At 66.2% G+C, this 18,083-nt stretch carries 19 protein-coding genes; 7 read left to right on the top strand and 12 right to left on the bottom strand.

The annotated features are described in order from the left end of the window. The first annotated feature begins 21 nt into the window (after positions 1-21). The 4 genes from ALVIN_RS00815 to ALVIN_RS00800 all read left to right on the top strand — a co-directional run bounded on the left by ALVIN_RS00815 (position 22) and on the right by ALVIN_RS00800 (position 3,428). The gene (locus tag ALVIN_RS00815) at positions 22-1,272 is read left to right on the top strand and encodes a type II secretion system F family protein (RefSeq protein WP_012969407.1); all 1,251 of its coding nucleotides are present in this window, start codon (positions 22-24) and stop codon (positions 1,270-1,272) included. 26 nt (positions 1,273-1,298) lie between these two features. Further along, complete coding sequence (locus tag ALVIN_RS00810; RefSeq protein ID WP_012969406.1) at positions 1,299-2,189, top strand: prepilin peptidase; 891 nt, start codon at positions 1,299-1,301, stop codon at positions 2,187-2,189. Beyond that, positions 2,186-2,797 (top strand): dephospho-CoA kinase, encoded by a 612-nt coding sequence (gene coaE, locus ALVIN_RS00805; RefSeq protein WP_012969405.1) that lies wholly within the window; start codon positions 2,186-2,188, stop codon positions 2,795-2,797. The genes ALVIN_RS00810 and coaE overlap by 4 nt, the downstream gene beginning before the upstream one ends. 283 nt (positions 2,798-3,080) lie before the next feature. Then, positions 3,081-3,428, top strand: a complete 348-nt coding sequence (locus tag ALVIN_RS00800) for a hypothetical protein (protein WP_012969404.1) — start codon at positions 3,081-3,083, stop codon at positions 3,426-3,428. Positions 3,429-3,467: 39 nt separating this feature from the next. Here ALVIN_RS00800 and glcF read toward each other — a convergent pair whose 3' ends face one another. From glcF to ALVIN_RS00770, 6 genes are all read right to left on the bottom strand, one after another. Continuing rightward, a complete protein-coding gene (glcF, locus tag ALVIN_RS00795; RefSeq protein WP_012969403.1) occupies positions 3,468-4,694 on the bottom strand; it encodes a glycolate oxidase subunit GlcF in 1,227 nt (408 codons plus the stop codon). A gap of 17 nt (positions 4,695-4,711) precedes the next feature. Then, positions 4,712-5,794, bottom strand: coding sequence for a glycolate oxidase subunit GlcE (gene glcE, locus ALVIN_RS00790; RefSeq protein WP_012969402.1), 1,083 nt, complete (start codon positions 5,792-5,794; stop codon positions 4,712-4,714). Between the two features lie 142 nt (positions 5,795-5,936). Then, positions 5,937-7,241 (bottom strand): sensor domain-containing diguanylate cyclase, encoded by a 1,305-nt coding sequence (locus tag ALVIN_RS16390; RefSeq protein WP_012969401.1) that lies wholly within the window; start codon positions 7,239-7,241, stop codon positions 5,937-5,939. A 99-nt stretch (positions 7,242-7,340) separates the two neighbouring features. Further along, complete coding sequence (ruvA, locus tag ALVIN_RS00780) at positions 7,341-7,976, bottom strand: Holliday junction branch migration protein RuvA (RefSeq protein WP_012969400.1); 636 nt, start codon at positions 7,974-7,976, stop codon at positions 7,341-7,343. A 3-nt stretch (positions 7,977-7,979) separates the two neighbouring features. Beyond that, positions 7,980-8,516, bottom strand: coding sequence for a crossover junction endodeoxyribonuclease RuvC (gene ruvC, locus ALVIN_RS00775; protein ID WP_012969399.1), 537 nt, complete (start codon positions 8,514-8,516; stop codon positions 7,980-7,982). A gap of 6 nt (positions 8,517-8,522) precedes the next feature. Then, positions 8,523-9,272 (bottom strand): YebC/PmpR family DNA-binding transcriptional regulator, encoded by a 750-nt coding sequence (locus tag ALVIN_RS00770; protein ID WP_012969398.1) that lies wholly within the window; start codon positions 9,270-9,272, stop codon positions 8,523-8,525. A gap of 196 nt (positions 9,273-9,468) precedes the next feature. On the opposite strand from ALVIN_RS00770, the gene ALVIN_RS00765 reads away from it, so the two are divergent. From ALVIN_RS00765 to ALVIN_RS00755, 3 genes are all read left to right on the top strand, one after another. Beyond that, entirely contained in the window at positions 9,469-11,442 is a 1,974-nt protein-coding gene (locus ALVIN_RS00765; protein ID WP_012969397.1) for an LOG family protein, read from the top strand. Positions 11,443-11,706: 264 nt separating this feature from the next. Then, the gene (gene zapD / locus ALVIN_RS00760) at positions 11,707-12,474 is read left to right on the top strand and encodes a cell division protein ZapD (RefSeq protein WP_043795452.1); all 768 of its coding nucleotides are present in this window, start codon (positions 11,707-11,709) and stop codon (positions 12,472-12,474) included. Positions 12,475-12,478: 4 nt separating this feature from the next. Next, on the top strand, positions 12,479-12,682 hold the full coding sequence (locus tag ALVIN_RS00755) for a DNA gyrase inhibitor YacG (RefSeq protein WP_012969395.1): 204 nt from the start codon (positions 12,479-12,481) through the stop codon (positions 12,680-12,682). A gap of 24 nt (positions 12,683-12,706) precedes the next feature. On the opposite strand, the gene ALVIN_RS00750 is transcribed toward ALVIN_RS00755, so the two are convergent. The 6 genes from ALVIN_RS00750 to argJ all read right to left on the bottom strand — a co-directional run bounded on the left by ALVIN_RS00750 (position 12,707) and on the right by argJ (position 18,078). Next, complete coding sequence (locus ALVIN_RS00750) at positions 12,707-13,627, bottom strand: FAD:protein FMN transferase (protein WP_012969394.1); 921 nt, start codon at positions 13,625-13,627, stop codon at positions 12,707-12,709. Beyond that, positions 13,628-14,995 (bottom strand): DUF3570 domain-containing protein, encoded by a 1,368-nt coding sequence (locus ALVIN_RS16385; RefSeq protein ID WP_190275509.1) that lies wholly within the window; start codon positions 14,993-14,995, stop codon positions 13,628-13,630. After that, positions 14,982-15,203 carry a DUF4266 domain-containing protein gene (locus tag ALVIN_RS00740; protein ID WP_012969392.1) on the bottom strand — a complete coding sequence of 74 codons (222 nt, stop codon included), beginning with the start codon at positions 15,201-15,203 and terminating at the stop codon, positions 14,982-14,984. The genes ALVIN_RS16385 and ALVIN_RS00740 overlap by 14 nt, the downstream gene beginning before the upstream one ends. Before the next feature lie 8 nt (positions 15,204-15,211). Further along, positions 15,212-15,706: a TlpA family protein disulfide reductase gene (locus ALVIN_RS00735; RefSeq protein WP_012969391.1), complete on the bottom strand. Its 495-nt coding sequence runs from the start codon at positions 15,704-15,706 to the stop codon at positions 15,212-15,214. A 153-nt stretch (positions 15,707-15,859) separates the two neighbouring features. Continuing rightward, positions 15,860-16,807: a Nudix family hydrolase gene (locus ALVIN_RS00730; RefSeq protein WP_012969390.1), complete on the bottom strand. Its 948-nt coding sequence runs from the start codon at positions 16,805-16,807 to the stop codon at positions 15,860-15,862. Positions 16,808-16,860: 53 nt separating this feature from the next. Next, positions 16,861-18,078 (bottom strand): bifunctional glutamate N-acetyltransferase/amino-acid acetyltransferase ArgJ, encoded by a 1,218-nt coding sequence (gene argJ / locus ALVIN_RS00725; RefSeq protein ID WP_012969389.1) that lies wholly within the window; start codon positions 18,076-18,078, stop codon positions 16,861-16,863. Positions 18,079-18,083 lie beyond the last annotated feature (5 nt).

The raw sequence follows: 18,083 nt of genomic DNA, 5'->3' as shown, positions 1-18,083 counted from the left end.
CCTCTCACGGAGCGCATCATCATGGCACTTGTCACCACGACCAAGGCCAAGCCAAAGCCCAAAACCGAGGAGGCCAAGGTCTTCACCTGGGAGGGCACCGACCGGCGCGGGGCGCGGGTCAAGGGTGAGTCGCGCGCCGCCAACACCAATGCGGTACGCGCCGATCTGCGTCGCCAGGGCGTCAACCCGACCAGGGTCAAGGCCAAGCCCAAGCCGCTGTTCGGCGGCGGCAGGAAGAAAATCACGGGTCAGGATCTCTCCATCTTCACCCGCCAGCTCGCCACCATGATGTCGGCCGGTGTGCCCCTGGTGCAAGCCTTCGACATCGTCGGGCGCGGACACGAGAACCCGGCGATGCAGGACATCATCCTCGCGATCAAGCAGGACATCGAGAGCGGCACGGCCATGTCGATCGCCATGGCCAAGCATCCGCTCCATTTCGACGATCTGGTGTGCAGTCTGGTCGCGGCCGGCGAGCAGGCCGGTGTGCTCGACGTGCTGCTCGACAAGATCGCGACCTACAAGGAGAAGACCGAGTCGATCAAGGGCAAGATCAAGAAGGCGCTCTTCTATCCGGCCGCCGTCATCGTGGTGGCGGTGATCGTCACCGTGGTCATCCTGCTGTTCGTCATCCCGCAGTTCAAGGAGCTGTTCTCGAGTTTCGGTGCCGATCTGCCCGCCTTCACGCTCATGGTCATCGGACTCTCGGACCTGATCCGCGAATGGTGGTGGGCCTTCTTCGGCGGCCTGGGCGCACTCGTCTATACCATCGCCTATGTCTTCAAGCGTTCGCGTGCCTTTCGCGAGATCGTCGACCGCGCCAGCCTGAAGATCCCGATCATCGGCGCCATCCTGAACAAGGCGGCCATCGCCCGCTTCGCGCGCACGCTCTCGACCATGTTCGCCGCCGGCGTGCCCCTGGTCGAGGCGTTGCAATCGGTCTCGGGCGCGACCGGCAACGTCGTCTATCAGGACGCGGTGATGAAGATGCGCGAGGAGGTCGCCACGGGTCAGTCGCTGCAACTGGCCATGCGACAGCGCAATCTCTTTCCGCACATGGTCATCCAGATGACCGCGATCGGCGAGGAGTCGGGCGCGCTCGACGACATGCTCGGCAAGGTCGCCGACTTCTACGAGGAGCAGGTCGACAACGCGGTCGACAGTCTGAGCAGTCTGCTGGAGCCCATGATCATGGTCGTCATCGGCGGTCTGGTCGGGAGTCTGGTGGTGGCCATGTATCTGCCGATCTTCAAGCTGGCCGCCGTCGTCTAGTTCGCATCAGGAGCCTTGCCAACACCATGTCAACACCCGCCTGGCTGGAACTGCTCCAGACGAACCTCTGGCTGCTGTATACGAGCGCCGTGCTGCTCGGACTCATCTTCGGCAGCTTCCTCAACGTCGTCATCCTGCGTCTGCCGCGCATGATGGAGGCCGGCTGGCGACGCGATTGCGCCGAACTCCTGAGTCCGGACGGGACGGCGCCGGAGACCGATGAGCCGCCGCTCAGTCTGTCGAAACCCGCCTCGACCTGCCCGAGCTGCGGGCATCGCCTCCGCGTCCACGAGAACATCCCCATCCTGAGTTATGTGTGGCTGCGCGGGCGCTGCTCGAAGTGCAAGACACGGATCAGCCTGCGCTATCCGCTCGTCGAGGCACTCACGGCGCTCCTGACCCTGATCGTGGTGATTCAGTTCGGCCCGACCTGGCAGGCGGCGGCGGCCCTGCTGCTCACCTGGTCGCTGATCGCGCTCGCCGTCATCGACCTCGATACCCAGCTCCTGCCCGACAGCCTCACCCTGCCCGTCCTGTGGCTGGGACTGTTCCTGAGTCTGTTCGGGCTCTTCACCGACAGCCAGAGCGCCATCATCGGCGCCGTCGCCGGCTATCTGAGTCTGTGGACGGTGTTTCAGCTCTTCCGGCTCGCCACGGGCAAGGAGGGCATGGGCTATGGTGACTTCAAGCTGCTGGCACTGTTCGGCGCCTGGCTCGGCTGGCCGGCGCTGCCGCAGATCATCCTGCTCTCGGCGCTGGTCGGCGCGCTGGTCGGGGTTGGGTTGATCCTGAGCGGCCGGCACGAGTCGGGCAAGCCGCTGCCTTTCGGTCCCTATCTGGCCGCCGCCGGCTGGATCAGTCTGATCTGGGGCGAGGCGATCAATGGCGCCTATCTGCGTCTGAGCGGACTGGCGTGAGCGCTGTGGGTCTGGTCGTCGCCCTGACCGGCGGCATCGGCAGCGGCAAAACCACCGTGGCCGACCGGCTCGCCGAGCTGGGCGCCGGGGTCATCGACACCGATGAGATCTCACGGGCGCTGACGGCGCACGACGGCGCGGCACTGGAACCCATCACGGCCGCCTTTGGGCCGGACATCCGACTCGCCGACGGCACGCTCGATCGAGCGCGGCTGCGCCGGATCGTCTTCAGCGACCCGACCGCGCGCGCGCGGCTCGAATCCATCCTTCACCCGCTCATCGAAGCGGCCATGCTCGAACGCCTCGCGGCGCTCGAGACCGACTATGCCGTACTGGTGATCCCGCTGCTGTTCGAGACCGGGCAGGATCGCCACGCCGATCGTGTGCTGGTGGTCGACGTGCCTGAAGCAGTTCAGATCGCGCGCGTCATGCAGCGCAGTGGCCTGTCCGAGAGCGAGGTACGACGCATCATCGACAGTCAGATCCCGCGCCGGGAGCGCAACACCCGAGCCGACGATCTCATCGACAACAGCGGCACGTGCGTGGATCTGGAACCCCGTCTCCAGGAACTGCACGCGATCTACACCCGGATCGCTGCCAGACGATAGTTTCATATACACGCATCGCCATCAAAATTGGATGCTATTCGTGCTTTTCGACCCAAAAGACTTGCTCGACGTGTAAAATTGTTGTATAAATCGATTGGCGCCATACACGATTAGCTATGACGCCAGTCGCGCTTGCCGCACAGTCTGTTTCGACTCACCTGGCAAATCGCCAATGATACTGGCGAATCAAGCATTCACTCCTGAACCGCATCAATCACGAAACGAGCTTCAGCCAAGACCGTTCCGGCAAGGCAAAGACCACGATTCGAAGGGAGACTCAACGATGCACACATCACTGCCCGCGATCGCTCGCCCCACCCTGCTGGCCGCTGCGCTTCCACTGCTCGCCTTGACCTGGCAACCGGCCATGGGCGCCTCCGAATGCAAGGGACTGGCACAGGACGCCTGCATGACCCATGAGAACTGCCGCTGGATGGATGGCTATACCCGCAAGGACGGCATCCAGGTATCGAGCCACTGCCGTCTGTCCAAGCCACGCCAGAAAGACGCGGCTGAAATTCAGGCCAAAGCCGAGACTGTGACCGCAGAGGCCAAACCTGAGACGGTCAAGGCAGAACCCAAGCCCGAAACGGCGACACCGGACACTCCGGCCGAGACGGCGAGCAACTGATTCGATCCAGGTGCCCGTCTTGCGCGGCGGGTACCTGAATCAGGTTCGGCTCGCCGCCGCCTCGTCCAGCAATTCGAGCCAATGCACGACGGGCATTCGCGCCCCGCCGGCCAGATGGAGCTGACAGCCGATGTTGGCCGTAGCGATGATCCCGGGGGCATCCGATTCGAGTGCCGCGACCTTGTTATCACGCAATCGAGTCGAGAGTTCAGGCTGAGTAATCGAATAGGTTCCGGCCGAGCCGCAGCAGAGATGGGCGTCCGGAACCGCCGTGACCACGAAACCGAGGCGCTCCAGAATGGGTTCGACCACCCGCTTGAGCTGCTGACCATGCTGAAGACTGCATGGCGCGTGGAACGCGACACGACGCCCCGCGCCCGGCGTCCCGAGCGCCGCGAGATCCTCCGCACCCAGCACCTCGACCGGATCGCGCGCCAGGGCCGCGATCCGCGCCGCCCGCTCGGCATAGTTCGGGTCGTGCGCCAGCAAGTCTCCGTACTCCTTGACCATGGCCCCACAGCCGCTGGCATTGACCAGGATCGCTTCGGCGCCCGATTCAATCTCGGGCCACCAGGCATCGATGTTGCGCCGCATGGCCGCCAGTCCGGCCTCACGGTCGTCGAGATGATAGGCGACCGCACCACAGCACCCCGCCTCGGCCACCTCGACCAGATCGATCCCGAGACACGCCAGCAGACGCGCGGCGGCGGCATTGGTGCGGGGCATGGCCACCGACTGCACGCAGCCGGCGAGCGCCAGCATCCGGCGCCGACCGGCGGGCTTCGGCCAATGACCGGCCGGCTGGTACTGTGGCACCTTGGCGCGCAGGGTCGCCGGGAGCAACGGCCGCAGGAGACGTCCCAGCCGGACCAGGGGTGCCAGACGCCGTGGGTACGGCACGACCGCAACCAGTAGCCGCCGCAACCATCGCTGGCTCCAGAGCCGATCGACCCGAGCCTCGACAATGTGACGCCCGATGTCGACCAGACGCGCATAGCGCACGCCCGAGGGGCAGGTGGTCTCGCAGGCGCGACAGGTCAGACAGCGGTCGAGATGGGTCTGGGTGACGCGCGTCGGCGTCTGCCCCTCCAGTACCAGCTTGATCTGATAGATCCGCCCGCGCGGACCGTCGAGTTCGTCGCCGAGCAGTTGGTAGGTCGGACAGGTGGCGGTACAGAACCCGCAGTGGACACAGGCCCGCAGGATGGCATCGGCCTCCCGGCCCTCGGGGGTACGCAGGAATTCGGGCAGGATCTCGGTTTGCACGCCGGACCTCTCGTGGCTCAAAGATTGGCGTAGAGACGGCCCGGATTGAGCAGGCCATGCGGATCGAAGGCGGACTTGACCCGTCGATGCAACTGCATCAGCGGTTCGGGCAGTGGATGGAAGACCTCGCCGGTGCGATCCCCGCCGCGAAAGCACGTAGCCTGTCCGCCGAGCCGCTCGGCCTCGGCGCGGATGGTCGACTCCGACGCCTCGCTCCGGAGCCAGCGCTGAGAACCGCTCCATTCGATCCACTGCGCCCCCTCCAAACGCACGGCCGGCGCGCCCTGGGGCAGCGACAGACGCCAGAGCGGGGATTCGCCCTGGCTGAAAAAGGCGAACTCCTGCTCACGCAACCGCTGCCAGAACACTTCCGCCTCGTCGTCCGCGACCGGCTCGCCGCCGATCTGCTCGGCGGCCTCAGCGACCCCCTGAGCCGTACCGGACAGGCGCACCCAGAGCCGTTCGCCGTCGAAGCAGGTCGCGCTCAACGGCCAGGGCCGAGCACCCCAGCGCGTCATCCGCTCCAGCGCCTCGCCCTCGTTGCAGCTCAGCGCCCGCGTGCGGGTCGCCGCCGGGATCGGCAGCACCTTGAGACTGACGTCCAGCAGAATCCCGAGCGTCCCGAGTGCGCCGACCATGAGCCGTGAGACATCATAGCCGGCGACGTTCTTCATCACTTCGCCGCCGAACCGCAGTACCTCGCCACGCCCGGTGAGCACCCGCGCCCCGAGCACCAGATCGCGTGCCGCGCCCCAATAGGGCCGCGCCGGCCCTGAGAGACCACAGGCGATGGTTCCGCCCAGGGTGGCGCCCTGCCCGTCCGGACCGGCGAAATGGGGCGGCTCGAAGGGCAGCATCTGGCCCTGCTCGGCCAGGGCGGCCTTCAGCTCGGCGAGCGTCGTCCCGCAACGGGCGGTGACGACCAGTTCCGTCGGCTGATAGCTGATGAGCCCCGTGTGCCCGGACAACCCGAGCGGCTCACCCCCACCCGCGCGGCCGATGAACGACTTGGTATCGTTCCCCAGCAGTCTGAGCGGCGTCGCGTCGGCCAGGGCCGCGCGCACGCGCTCCTGGAGTTCCTGTGTCAGATCAGTGCTCACCGCGTTCCTCGTGGATCATCCGGGATTGGCTTGGGGCGAGACTTGTAGATAGGGACCGACAGGCCAATCGGCAATGCGGCCGGAATCCGGTCTGGGACGCGCGTGTCTTGGTGAGCGTTTGCAGCGCGGCTTCACAGCCGATTCAGTCTCCATCGGACTCCATGGAGCGACCGAGATCCCAGATCTCGACGCGATTACGTCCGGCCTGCTTGGCGCGATAGAGCATCTGGTCGGCCGCGTCGAGCAGGCGTTCGAGGGTCATGGCCGGTCCATCGGCGATGGCGACCACGCCGAGCGAAAGCGTCACCGAGACCGGGCCGCTCGGGGTTTCGATCCGCCGCTCAGCGACGGCGACACGCAGACGCTCGGTAGAGGCGCACGCCGTTTGCAGGTCGGTCTCGGGCAGCAGGATCACGAATTCCTCGCCACCATAGCGGGCCAGGATGTCGACCTGACGCAGGTTGTCATGAAGCGTCTGGGCGACGATGCACAGCACGGTGTCGCCGACGAGGTGGCCATAGCGATCGTTGACCGACTTGAAATGATCGATGTCGATCATGCACAGCGCCATCGGGTGATGGTAGCGGAGGAAGCGCTGGTATTCCTGCTCGGCCAGGGTGAAGAAATAGCGCCGGTTGAAGAGCTGCGTGAGCGGATCGAGGCGCGTGAGCTGGCGCAGATCCTCTTCCAGGCGCTTGGAGTCGGTGATGTCGCGGATGATCTCCATGGCGCCGACGACCTGACCGGCGGCATCGCGCAGTGGCGCGACCCTGGCCAGGATCCAGGCGCCGTGCCCATCATGGAGTGCGTTGCAGAACCCCTCGGCCGTGAGGGTGTCGCCCTCGCGGGTGACATGGGCATAGCGCCGTTCCAGGTCGGTGTCGGACTGGAAGACCAGATCCATCAACTGCGGACGCCGCTCGCCATAGAAGGGGACGGTGTAGGCATAGTCACCGCGCCCGAGCATGGCCTCCGGCGGGATGCCGGTGAGCTTGGCGACCGCCTTGTTCCAGATGATGACCCGCTTGTCGCGATCGATGGCCAGCAGGGCGTCGGGCAGAAAGTCGATGACATCGGCCAGTTGGCGCTGGCTGTCGCGCAGTGACTGCTCGATCCGCTGGTGGCGCTGGGTGATGTCGCGTCCGAGACTCTGGATCTGGACGAGCGTCCCGGCGCTGTCGCGCTGCGGGATGTGGGTGATCTCACAGAGGCGAGGCACGTCTTCGATGGTCAACCAGGTCTCATGCGTGCACGCCCGACCGCCCTGGAGTGCGGGCCAGTCGGGTTGCCATAGATTCCCGGCCACCCCCGGATCGAGCACATCTTCCAGACGCCGTCCGAGCAACCGCGACCGCTCGGTCTGTGCCAAACGCTCGAAGGCTGGATTGGCATCGAGACAGAGTCCTCGCGCGTCTTGTAGCCAGACCAAGTCGCCAATCGCATCCATGGGGCCTGTTACACCTCGGGCAGGAAGGTCAGTCGGGATGTTACGCCAAATACGACCAAATCTATGTCACTGCAACTGACTGGACGACGAACGGCTTGCTCAGACCGGATTCACGGAGCGCAGAGCGGCGCGGATGATCTCCTCGGCGGTCTTGGCCCCATCGTCGACGGCGCGCGCCATGCGGTTGGCGTCCGGCGGCTTGTAGCCGAGCGCAACCAGGGCGCTGACGGCATCGGCGAGCGCCTGATCCTCGGCAACCACATCAGCGGTGGTCGTACCGCTCGCCGGCTGTCCGGCCGCAGACGGCAACGCCGCACCGGGCGCGATCATCACCCCACCGAGCCGGTCGCGCATCTCGATGATGAGACGCTCAGCGGTCTTCTTGCCGATGCCCGGCAGGCGCGTCAGGGCCGTGGCGTCCTCCTGCTCGACGCACTGGGCGAAGCGTGCCGCGTCCATGCCCGAGAGGATGGCGAGCGCCATGCGCGCCCCGACGCCCGTCACCTTGATCAGCGCCCGAAAGAGCGCGCGGTCGCGCTCACGGATGAAGCCATAGAGGGTCCAGGCATCCTCGCGCACCGCCAGATGGGTCAGGAGCGTGGCCGTCTCGCCCACCGCCGGCAGGCCGTAGAAGGTGGACATGGGGGCTTCCAGCTCATAGCCAACACCGTTGACGTCGAGCAGGAGCTGCGGCGGATGCTTGGCCAGAATCCGGCCTTGAAGTCGTCCGATCATGCGTCAGGGTCTCCAGTCGCGCCAGGAGGCGGCGGCACGCTTGCGGGCCGGGATGCCCATCGAATGGGCGTGACAGAGGGCGATGGCGAGCGCATCGGCCTCGTCCTCGCCTGGGGTCTCGGGGAGCGCCAGCAGCACGCGCACCATGTGCTGGACCTGCGACTTGTCGGCCCCGCCCGAGCCGACCACGGCCAGCTTGACCGACTTGGGGCTGTATTCGTGCACGATCGCCCCGCCCTTGAGTCCGGCGCACAGCACCGCGCCGCGCGCCTGGCCGATCTTGAGCGCGGCGGTCGGGTCGCGGGCGAAGATGAGCTGCTCGACGGCCATCTCGTGCGGCTGATATTCGGCGACGATGGCCGCGACCTGATCGAAGATCAGGCCCAGCCGGTCCGGCCAGGGATGCTCGCCGACGCGGATACAGCCGCTGGCCACGCGCACGCTGTGATGCCCGTCGGTGTCGATGACGCCGAAGCCGGTGTTGCGCGAGCCGGGGTCGATGCCGAGGATGCGATGGCGTGGGGGGCGGGTGCCAGTCATGCACCCTCACACATCGAGCGCGGCCATGATCTCGTCGGAGATGTCGGCGTTGTGATAGACGTCCTGCACGTCGTCGAGGTCTTCGAGCATCTCGACCAGCTTCAGGAGCTTCTCGGCCGTCTCGGCGTCGAGTTCGACCTGGGTGGCGGCATTGAAGCCGATCTCGGCGACCTCGGTATCGAAACCGGCCTTGGTCAGCGCCTCCTTGACGGCGGCGAAGTCCTCGGGCGTGGTGACGACATCGAGCGAACCGTCGTCATTGACCACCACGTCCTCGGCGCCGGCCTCCAGGGCCGCCTCCATCACCGCGTCCTCGCTGGTGCCGGGCTGGAAGCTGATGATGCCCTGCTTGGTGAACAGATAGCTCACCGAGCCGTCGGTGCCCAGGTTGCCGCCGCGCTTGGTGAAGGCATGACGCACTTCGGAGGCGGTGCGGTTGCGGTTGTCGCTCATGCAGTCGACCATGATGGCCACGCCGCCCGGACCATAGCCCTCGTAGCGGATCTCCTCGTAGTTCTCACCCTCGGTGCCGCCGGCGCCGCGCTTGATGGCACGCTCGACGGTATCGCGCGGCATGTTGGCGCCGAACGCCTTGTCCATCGCCAGACGCAGACGCGGATTGGCGCCCGGATCACCGCCGCCCTCGCGCGCGGCCACCGTGACCTCGCGGATCAGCTTGGTCCAGACCTTGCCGCGCTGCTTGTCCTGCGCGGCCTTGCGATGCTTGATGTTGGCCCATTTACTGTGACCGGCCATGCGTGATTCTCCTGACTGTGAAAAGGCCCCGCGCCCGGCCCCACCGGGCGGCGCGGTGCGTTCGAATGTTGGCCGCGCATAGTAGCATCGCGCCTCGCCGGACGGCCAAACCGAGCGCGCGTCCGGCTGTGGTACTCTGGCCGTCCATCCACGGCGATGGACCCATTCGACGAGAGCCAGCGGCGAGAGAGTCTCCATGTACGCAACCCCCGAAACCGGCGACGGCTGGATCACGCGCCTCATCGCGCGCGACGACGAGGGCTTCGTCGTCAGTGCGCGCTTTGCCGTCACCCCGCGCTTCCGCGCCCTGATCGGCGGGCGCGAACGCGATCTGGTGTTCGCCGCGCGCAGTCGGCTGGCGCGGATGGGCATCAACATCCTGCCGCTCGGCGAGCTGGAACTCGACAGCGACCACGGCGACCTCCGGTTGCGCATCCTGGCGGCCATCGCCTCCTATGGCATCGGCGAGCATCTGGAGCGCATCGTGGTGCCCGGACTGCGCGTGGGGCGTCTGGTCTTCTGTCCCGAGGACAACCGGCTCGACTCGGCGGCGATCCACCGGCTCATCCAGGACAACGCGCTCCAGGTGCCGGCCGGGTTCTCGCTCGACGGCCGCGGCTATCTCATCCTGCGTCCCCAGCAGCGCCTCTATCGCTTCCAGAAACCGCTCACGCCCGAGGACGTCACGGCCATCGCCACCCATGCCGACGGCAAGGATCTGCTCAACCGCTTGCAGACGCGCGTCGAGGTCGAGCACATCGAGCTGCCGCCCAGGGACGGTCTGGTCACGGCCTGCTCGATGTTCCTGCACCGCCATTACGTCGTGTTGCGCAATCTCGACGAAGCGCTCGGCGTGCATCTCCAGGCCACGGTGCTCGATCCGGTCTCCACACGCGGCACCAACGTCTATCTCGAATTCGTCAACCGCACCGAACAGCTCATCATCAACCCGAGCGTGGCCGCCTCGGTGCACGAGGCCATCCGCGTCGACCCCAAGCCGCGTTACTGGCATGGACGCGCGCATCCCGAACCCGGCGCGAACGACGACGAGGCCACCGGCTGTCAGTCGCTGCTGGCGATCTTCGACCGGCTGGAGGCCGGCCCGGTGCGCGATCGTTACTCGCACCGCATGGCCGCCATCGTGCGCGATCCGGCTAAACTCCTGGCCGGCGAGGAACCGGAGCGGCTCTGGACTCAGCCGCAGACGCCGCGCGACCCGCGCGGCGGCACCGACCTCTCAGCCGGACTGGTCGCCGAGGGGCTAGATCTCACCGCGCGTCTGGAGTGCGGCACCCAGATTCTGGCCGACCTGCCGGACGGCGCGCGTGCCACCCTGCTCCTGGGCTACTTCCCCAATCTGATCGAGCACACCCAGATCTGCGAGGCGGCGCTCAGGGGGCGCGTCGGGCGCATCGTCTTCCGCCGCGCCTCCTTCGAGCACGGGCCTTTCCTGTCCTCGCGCGACCATGGCCGGCTGGCCGACTACGAGGGTCTGGGTCTCCAGGTCTTCTGGTGCAACGAGGCGCGCGGCCATGTGGTGCGCCATGTCTTCCGTGGACTGCGCGGCTACTTCACCACGCCCGACACGGTCGACCGCTTCCGTTCCTGTCTGATCTTCGCCGTCTATGGCTCGACCAAGCCGCTGGCTGAATCTGCCGTGGCACAGATCGAGCGGCTGCTCACCAATCTACGCGCGCTCTTCGGCAGCGACATCGGTATCCTGACCGGCGGCGGGCCGGGCGCCATGCAGCAGGTCACGGACGTGGCGCACCGGCTCGGACTCCTGGTCGGCTCCAGCTTCATCGAGACGGTCGACCAGACGCCCAACGAGAGCGCTGAGTTCTATCAGACCTTCCAGGCACGCAGCCGTCAGGCGCGCCAGCGCTGGTTCGAGATCGCCAGCTTCCATCTGTTCCTGGTCGGCGGCGTCGGCACCCTGGAAGAGATCGGACTGACGCTCACCGACATGAAGCTCGGCGTGATCGAGACCGGCCCGGTGGTCTTCTTCGACAGCTCGGGGGGTGAGTTCTATTGGGAGGGACTGCGCCGGCAGCTCGAAGAGATGAAGCGTCAGGGGCGCGTGCCGTCCTGGCTGACCGATCAGATCCTGATGACGACCGACCCGGACGCCGTGCCGCGTTTCTACAAGCAGGCGCTGCGTCTTGGTTGAATCAGCCACCCTTTCGGGCATCGCGCCGCGCCCGGCATCCATCCGACGCGCCACCGTTCATCGCGAAGACGGCGACTTCGCGCGCAAGACGGATGACATCCGGCGTCGAAATCGGGACAATTCCAGGCCAGCCCGGCATACCGCTGGATCCATGTCTCGTTCCGCCGCGCGCCGAGGTCACCCCCGGCGCGGGCCGGATCGGAGCCGCCTCAACAGTCACTGGGTCGCCTGGCGGGCCGCATCCGCCGGATACAAAACAAGGCCGTGTCAACATTGATTACCTTCGAACATCCGCTCAACGAACGTGTCCGCACCTTCCTGCGGCTGGAACACCTGTTCCGTCAACTGGAGTTTTTCATCCAGCAGGAAGACCCGCGCTCATCGCGCTGCGCCATCTGGGCGCTCTTGGATATCGTCGCCGTCACCACGCGCGCGGATGTCAGAAACGAGATCCTCAAGGAACTCGACCGGCTCACCGGCAACCTCAATCGGCTCGCGACCCAGCGCGGTATCGACACGGAAGCGCTCAATGAGGTACTGGACGATCTGCGCCGCGTCACCGAGGGCGTCCAGCAGCTCAACGGCCCCATCGGTCATCGCGCGCGCGAGGACGAATTCCTCAAGGCCATCGCCCAGCGCAGCAGTATTCCGGGCGGCACCTGTAGCTTCGACCTGCCGCACTTCCACTATTGGCTCATCCAGCCGACCGAGCAGCGCCAGACCCGGTTCAACGACTGGCTCCAGGATCTCAATCCGGCGATCGAGGCCATCCGGCTCGCGCTCTCGCTGATGCGCTCCAGTTCCGCCTCGCGTCAGGTGACGGCCGAGGGCGGCTTCTATCAGGAAGCGCTCGATGCCGTGGCGCCGGCGCAGATGCTGCGTGTGACGCTCGAAGCCGAGGCGGCGATCTTCCCCGAGATCAGCGGTCACAAGAACCGCTTCAGCATCCGCTTCATGAAGCCCGAACTCCAGGGACGCGCTACGCCGCACGCCGAGGACATCCAGTTCCGGCTCACCTGCTGTGTCTTCTGAGACCATGGTCAAGACGGTCGAGTGTCCGCACTGCGGCCGCCCCGTGCCCTGGACGCCGGACTCGCGCTGGCGGCCGTTCTGCAGCGAGCGCTGCCGGCTGATCGATCTGGGCGATTGGCTGGAGGAGCGTCATCGTCTCCCCGCCGATGACAGCGAGACGCCGGGTGAGGACGCCCCCGACTCGACGCAAGCGCCCGTTCGGCATTGAGCCGCTCCGGCAAGCTCGGCCGGTTCAGCCTGGGGTCTTCAGGAGATCGGCGAACACACCCGACCCGCCCCGGCCACCCTCGGCATCGATCCAGAGATGAGGGATGTCGAGCGACCGCAGCCACTCGATCCCGGCCCGCCCCCTGAGCATGGCGATGGTGCTGAGACTGCCGGCGACCAGACAGCTCGCCGCGATGACGCTGACCGAGACCAGTCCCAGCACCGGCCAGCCGGTCCTGGGGTCGAGGATGTGGCCGTAGCGCCGACCAGCGATGCGTAAGAAGCGGGCATAGTCGCCACTGGTCGCCAGCGCCCCGCCCGTCATGAGCACGCCCCCGAGCAGCGTCTCCGGCCGTTCCGGATCGCGAATACCGATGCGCCAGGGATCACCATCGGGGAGGGGGCCGATGACACGGACATCCCCACCCAGATTGATCAATCCGTTCCGGATACCGGCGTCGAGACAGAGCGCGGCCGCGCGATCGGCCGCGTACTCCTTGCCGATGCCGCCGAAATCGATCTCCATTCCCGGCCGGCCGAAGCTCAAGAACGGACGTTTCCAGACCACCCTGTCCCAGCCGACCCGATCGAGCAGAGCCGCGATCGCCTCGGGTTCGGGCGCGCAAGCATTCTCGAACCTCCAGGCGCGCCGCAGCACACCCGAGGTGATGTCGAACAACCCATCGCTTTCGCGATAACAGGTATCGGCATAGTCGAGCAGCGCGGCCGTTTCCGCATCGACCTCGCAACGACCGGAGACCGCCGCGACGCGATTGATGGCGCTCGTGAGGCTGTCGTCGCGGTAGCGCGAATAGCGCCGCTCCAGACGTTGGACATCCGCGATGACGGACTCGGCGACCCGGCGCGTCTCAGCCGCGTCCGGCCCGTGGAGATGCAGCTCGCAGGGCGAGCCCATGGCCTTGAATACCAGGTGGCAGGCCGGCATTCAGAACTCGAGGTGCAGATTCAGGCTGTAGACGGTGAAGCCATAGTCGGCGAACGCGCTGTCGGCATGTTCCTGAAGCCCATAGGCCGACTGACGATCGTAGAACTCGACCCCCAGATCCAGACGTGCCTGGCTCGTGACCTGTCGGGTCAGCTTGAGTCCGCCACCGAGGGCGCCGAATCCGGCCAGACGATAATCGCTGCTGTAGTCTCCACTGGCCGGCAGGGTCTCGAAATAGCTCTGGTAGAAGTCCGCTTCGCTCTGCGTGTAATAGCGTAGCCGTGGAATCAGGTGCCAGCCCTGCCCCAGCGGCTGGATCCAGGCGGCTTCCAGCGTATGCGCGTCGATGCCCCAGTCGCTCCGGGAGTAGCGATAGTCCAGGTGCAACGCCGCCTTGAAGGCGGTGAAATAGTGGTTGTAGCGTGCGAGCAGATTCCACTGACGACGGCTGTCGGGACGCGACTCGTCGATTGCTGCGTTGGTCGACAGCAGATAAACGTTCTTGTAGGGATCGGTCAGATAGCCCTGATCGTAGCCGAGGGTCAGATTGATTTGCAGCAGATCGTTGCGACCGAGCACCTGGGTCAGTCCCAGCAGGATTTGATGCGCGTCCTTGTCCCCGGAAAAATCGGGTTTGTTGAGTGGCGAAAAGGTATCGGAGGCCAGGCTGTAACCAAACGCCAGGGTGGTCAGCTTGTCGTTGATCTCGCGGCGCAGATCCAGTGACAAGAACCGCGAATCATAGTCCTGCTCGCGAGAGACTCCGGCCCCCAGTCCCAGGCTGGTATCGCCGCGATAGTAGTTGAGCTTGAAATCCCCGGCGCTACGCACGTCCTGGAAGGTGTCCTCCAGCATGACCTGCCGGGCCGAGCCGAGACGGCAGTCACCCGTGTTCAACGGCGGTCGCTCGGGGCGCGTCCCGCTGGGTTCGGCGTTACCGGACGCGCCGCTGACACTGATGACCGGCGCGGTGAAGACACGACCGTCCTGGCAGCGGATCTCGGGGACATTGTAGATGGGCGAGGCACCGGAGATGGTGTCGCGGACCGCGTTCAACGTGAGGTCCAGGGCGTCCCCGAGCGGCAGCACGAGGCTCTGCTTGAGACTCTCGACACGCATCCGCTCGCCGCCCTCCTCGTAGTGGAAATAGCCGACATCCCATTGGCGCTCCATCGGGCCGGCGGCCTGCACACTGGACGCCAGTCCCGGCAGCGCGAGTGCCGCGCTGGTCAGGGCCGAGATTGTCTTGTTGATTCCCGGTGCTCCGCCAGCGGCCGTGCGTACCGCTGAGGATCTCCGGACAGGGCGAGTGCCGTCGCCGCATTCAGCCGACGCCGTGATCGAACGCGGCCGGTCAGTTGCAGCCACAGCCACCTCCACCGACGCCATAGCCGCCGCTGACGGATTCCTTGGAGAAAAAGACGTGCTGGCGGAAACTCGCCTCCAGTGGATAGGGTTCCAGCGCCATCTCGGGACGCGCGAGATGACCGCGCTCCCAGGGCGCGACCTGGGTCGCGCAGCCGGCCAGCAAGGGCGTCAGGAGCATCAGGGATCTGGACAGGCGGCGCGCGTTCATGGCGTCGATCAGCGCTCGGAGAGCAGTGATTCGATCCGGGCACGCAGACCGGCTGCATCACTGGTCTTGAAACCTTCGTGGACCTCCCGGATACGCCCCTGGCGATCGATCAGATACGAGGTCGGCATGCCTCGGACTGCGTAGAGACGCGGACACTTGCCGGCCGGATCGGCGCCGATGGTGAACCGGACCGGATGCTGTTGCAGGAAGTCCAGGGCTTCCTGACGCTCTTCGTCCAGATTGATGGCGATGACCTCGAATCCACGCCCGCCCAACTCCGACTGCCACTGGTCGAGAACAGGAAAGGACTTGGCGCAGGGAATGCACCAGGATGCCCAGAAATCGAGGTAGACCACCTTGCCGGGGAAGGCGGCCGGATCGACGCTGGACTGGCCCGTCAGCGTTTGTACGCGACAGCCGGGGGCGGGTGCATTCAGCTCTGCGGCCTGAGTCGCCATGGAGCCGAAGGCCAGCAAGCACAGTGTGAGGGCTGTGATCTTCATCCGATCCTCCGCCAGAAAACAGCGCTTTTCAGGGGATTATGAATCGAGCGTGGGAGGACGCCTATTCAGCCCCCACTCGTGTTCGACGGGCGTCGACGGACACGGCCCAGGTCGACAGTCGAACAATGGCCCCAATCGGCCGAAAATCCAAGTCTAGCGCGCCGGCCACAGTCCCCGGATGGCGGCGATTCCCTGGGCGCCATGCTGGAAGGCGTCGTCCAGATCGTCCGTCGTCAGCCCGCCGAGCGCATAGACCGGCAGCGGCACGAGGTCGACCCAAGCGGCAAAAGTGTTCCAGCCGAGCGGGCTGGTCTCGGGATGGCTGGCCGTGGGTTTGACGGGCGAGAGCAGCGCGTAATCCAGACCCAGGTCGACCGCGCGGGCCAATTGGACCGGATCATGGCAGGATGCGCCGACCAGTTCGCTCGATCGGCCTGGACGCTCGCGGAGCGTCATCAATACCTGACTGTTCAGATGCAGACCATGACGCGGAACGCTCGCGACCTCGGCGGGATCGCGATTGAGCAGCAGTTTCGCGCCCGTTCGGTCACAGAGATCACAGGCCGCCTGCGCCAGATGCACATAGTCGTTCGCTGAAAGCTGGTGCGCGCGCAGTTGCACCAGACGCGCACCGGTCTCCAGAGCACGCCCCAGACGCGCCAGGAACGCATCGGGCCGGTCTGGTTCCTCGCCCGTGATCAGCATGAGCGGCGGCAGACGCAGCGAGGTGATGATGGGGCGGTCGGCGGCGGGAAAGGCGGCGGGATCCATCTCCTCGGGCGCCAGCCAGTCGAGCGGCTGGCCCTCACGTCCGTGTGGAACGCCCGCATAGTCGTCCACCCGATGCACGTCGAGCAGGATATGGCGATCGCCATAGTCGTGATGAACGCGGATCAGCGGACGGCTGGCGCGCACCTGGATGCCGAGTTCCTCGGCGAGTTCGCGCGCCAGACCGGCTTCGGGCGACTCGCCCGGTTCCAGCTTGCCGCCCGGAAACTCCCAGAGTCCGCCCTGATGCACATGATCGGGGCGCTTGCCGACCAGGATGCGCCCGCTCGCGTCGGCGATGGCGCCGGCCATGACATGGATGATTTCAGGCATGGGCGCGACTCCAGAGCGTCCGTCAGACGGCCGAAGCCGCGCCCATTCCGCGATCAACTCCGATATTCGGCGTTGATGCGCACATAGTCGTAGGAGAAGTCGCAGGTGAGCACTTCGGCGTCCACCGTGCCGCGACCGAGCGCGACCCGGATCAGGATCTCGGACTCGGCCATGACAGCAGCGCCGGCCTGTTCGGTGTAATCCGCCGCGCGACCGCCCGCTTCGACGATGCGCACCTCGCCGAGCCAGATGTCGACATCCTCGATGACTAGATTCTCGACACCGGCCCGCCCCACGGCGGCCAGAATCCGCCCCCAGTTGGGATCGGAGGCGAAGAGCGCGGTCTTGACCAGCGGCGAGTGGGCGATGGTATAGGCCACGCGCCGTGCCTCGTCGCGATCGCGCGCCTGCTCGACGCGCACCGTCACCAGCTTGGTCGCGCCCTCGCCGTCGCGCACGATGGCGGTGGCCAGTTCGACGCAGACCGACTCGACCGCCGCTTGCAGGGCCGCATAGTCAGTGCTGGTCTCATCGACGATGGGCGCATTGCCGAGCGCCCCGGTCGCGGCCAACACGCAGGCATCGTTGGTCGAGGTGTCGCCGTCGATGCTGATGGCATTGAACGAGCGATCGGCCGCCGCCTTGAGACAGCCTTGCAGCACCTCGGGCGCCACGGCGGCATCGGTGGCGATGAAGGCGAGCATGGTCGCCATGTCGGGACAGATCATGCCCGCGCCCTTGGCGATGCCGGTGATGGTCGCCTGACGCCCGTCGATCTCAAAGGTCCGCGAGCAGAGCTTCGGCACGGTGTCCGTGGTCATGATGGCGCGCGCCGCGTCCGGCCAGGCCGCCGCCTCGAACCGCTCCAGAAGTGCCGGCATGGCGGCTTCGAACCGCGCGACCGGCAGCGGCTCGCCGATCACGCCGGTCGAGAAGGGCAAGACCTCCTCGGGCCGACAGCCCGCCGCCTCGGCGAGCGCGGCGCAGCAGGCGCGCGTGTCGTCGAGTCCGCGCGCGCCGGTGCCGGCATTGGCGTTACCCGAGTTGACGAGCAGATAACGCGGCGCGGTCTGGCTCAGATGATGACGCGCCAGCATCACCGGCGCAGCACAGAAGGCATTGCGGGTGAAGACGGCGGCGGTCGTCGCGCCTGGAGCCAATTCGAGCGCAAGCAGATCGTCGCGCCCCTGATAGCGGATACCCGCCCCAATGGTCGCCAGACGCACGCCCGGAACCGGGAGAAAGGACAACTCGGTCTTGTTCTCGCTCATGACGT

Origin of the sequence: Allochromatium vinosum DSM 180, from assembly GCF_000025485.1 — a bacterium.
Lineage (GTDB): Bacteria > Pseudomonadota > Gammaproteobacteria > Chromatiales > Chromatiaceae > Thermochromatium > Thermochromatium vinosum.
Note: the sequence above shows the minus strand (reverse complement) of the source record. Positions and strands in the feature narration are given on the sequence as shown.

Coding starts and splice junctions, on each gene's coding strand:
- ALVIN_RS00755 (WP_012969395.1), top strand. CDS start 12,479: ATGGTCAAGACGGTCGAGTGTCCGCACTGCGGCCGCCCCGTGCCCTGG.
- ALVIN_RS00730 (WP_012969390.1), bottom strand. CDS start 16,807: ATGCCTGAAATCATCCATGTCATGGCCGGCGCCATCGCCGACGCGAGC.
- ALVIN_RS16390 (WP_012969401.1), bottom strand. CDS start 7,241: ATGGATGCGATTGGCGACTTGGTCTGGCTACAAGACGCGCGAGGACTC.
- ALVIN_RS00800 (WP_012969404.1), top strand. CDS start 3,081: ATGCACACATCACTGCCCGCGATCGCTCGCCCCACCCTGCTGGCCGCT.
- ruvC (WP_012969399.1), bottom strand. CDS start 8,516: ATGACTGGCACCCGCCCCCCACGCCATCGCATCCTCGGCATCGACCCC.
- ALVIN_RS00765 (WP_012969397.1), top strand. CDS start 9,469: ATGTACGCAACCCCCGAAACCGGCGACGGCTGGATCACGCGCCTCATC.
- ALVIN_RS00750 (WP_012969394.1), bottom strand. CDS start 13,627: ATGCCGGCCTGCCACCTGGTATTCAAGGCCATGGGCTCGCCCTGCGAG.
- ALVIN_RS00815 (WP_012969407.1), top strand. CDS start 22: ATGGCACTTGTCACCACGACCAAGGCCAAGCCAAAGCCCAAAACCGAG.
- ALVIN_RS00740 (WP_012969392.1), bottom strand. CDS start 15,203: ATGAACGCGCGCCGCCTGTCCAGATCCCTGATGCTCCTGACGCCCTTG.
- argJ (WP_012969389.1), bottom strand. CDS start 18,078: ATGAGCGAGAACAAGACCGAGTTGTCCTTTCTCCCGGTTCCGGGCGTG.
- ALVIN_RS00735 (WP_012969391.1), bottom strand. CDS start 15,706: ATGAAGATCACAGCCCTCACACTGTGCTTGCTGGCCTTCGGCTCCATG.
- ruvA (WP_012969400.1), bottom strand. CDS start 7,976: ATGATCGGACGACTTCAAGGCCGGATTCTGGCCAAGCATCCGCCGCAG.
- ALVIN_RS00810 (WP_012969406.1), top strand. CDS start 1,299: ATGTCAACACCCGCCTGGCTGGAACTGCTCCAGACGAACCTCTGGCTG.
- ALVIN_RS00770 (WP_012969398.1), bottom strand. CDS start 9,272: ATGGCCGGTCACAGTAAATGGGCCAACATCAAGCATCGCAAGGCCGCG.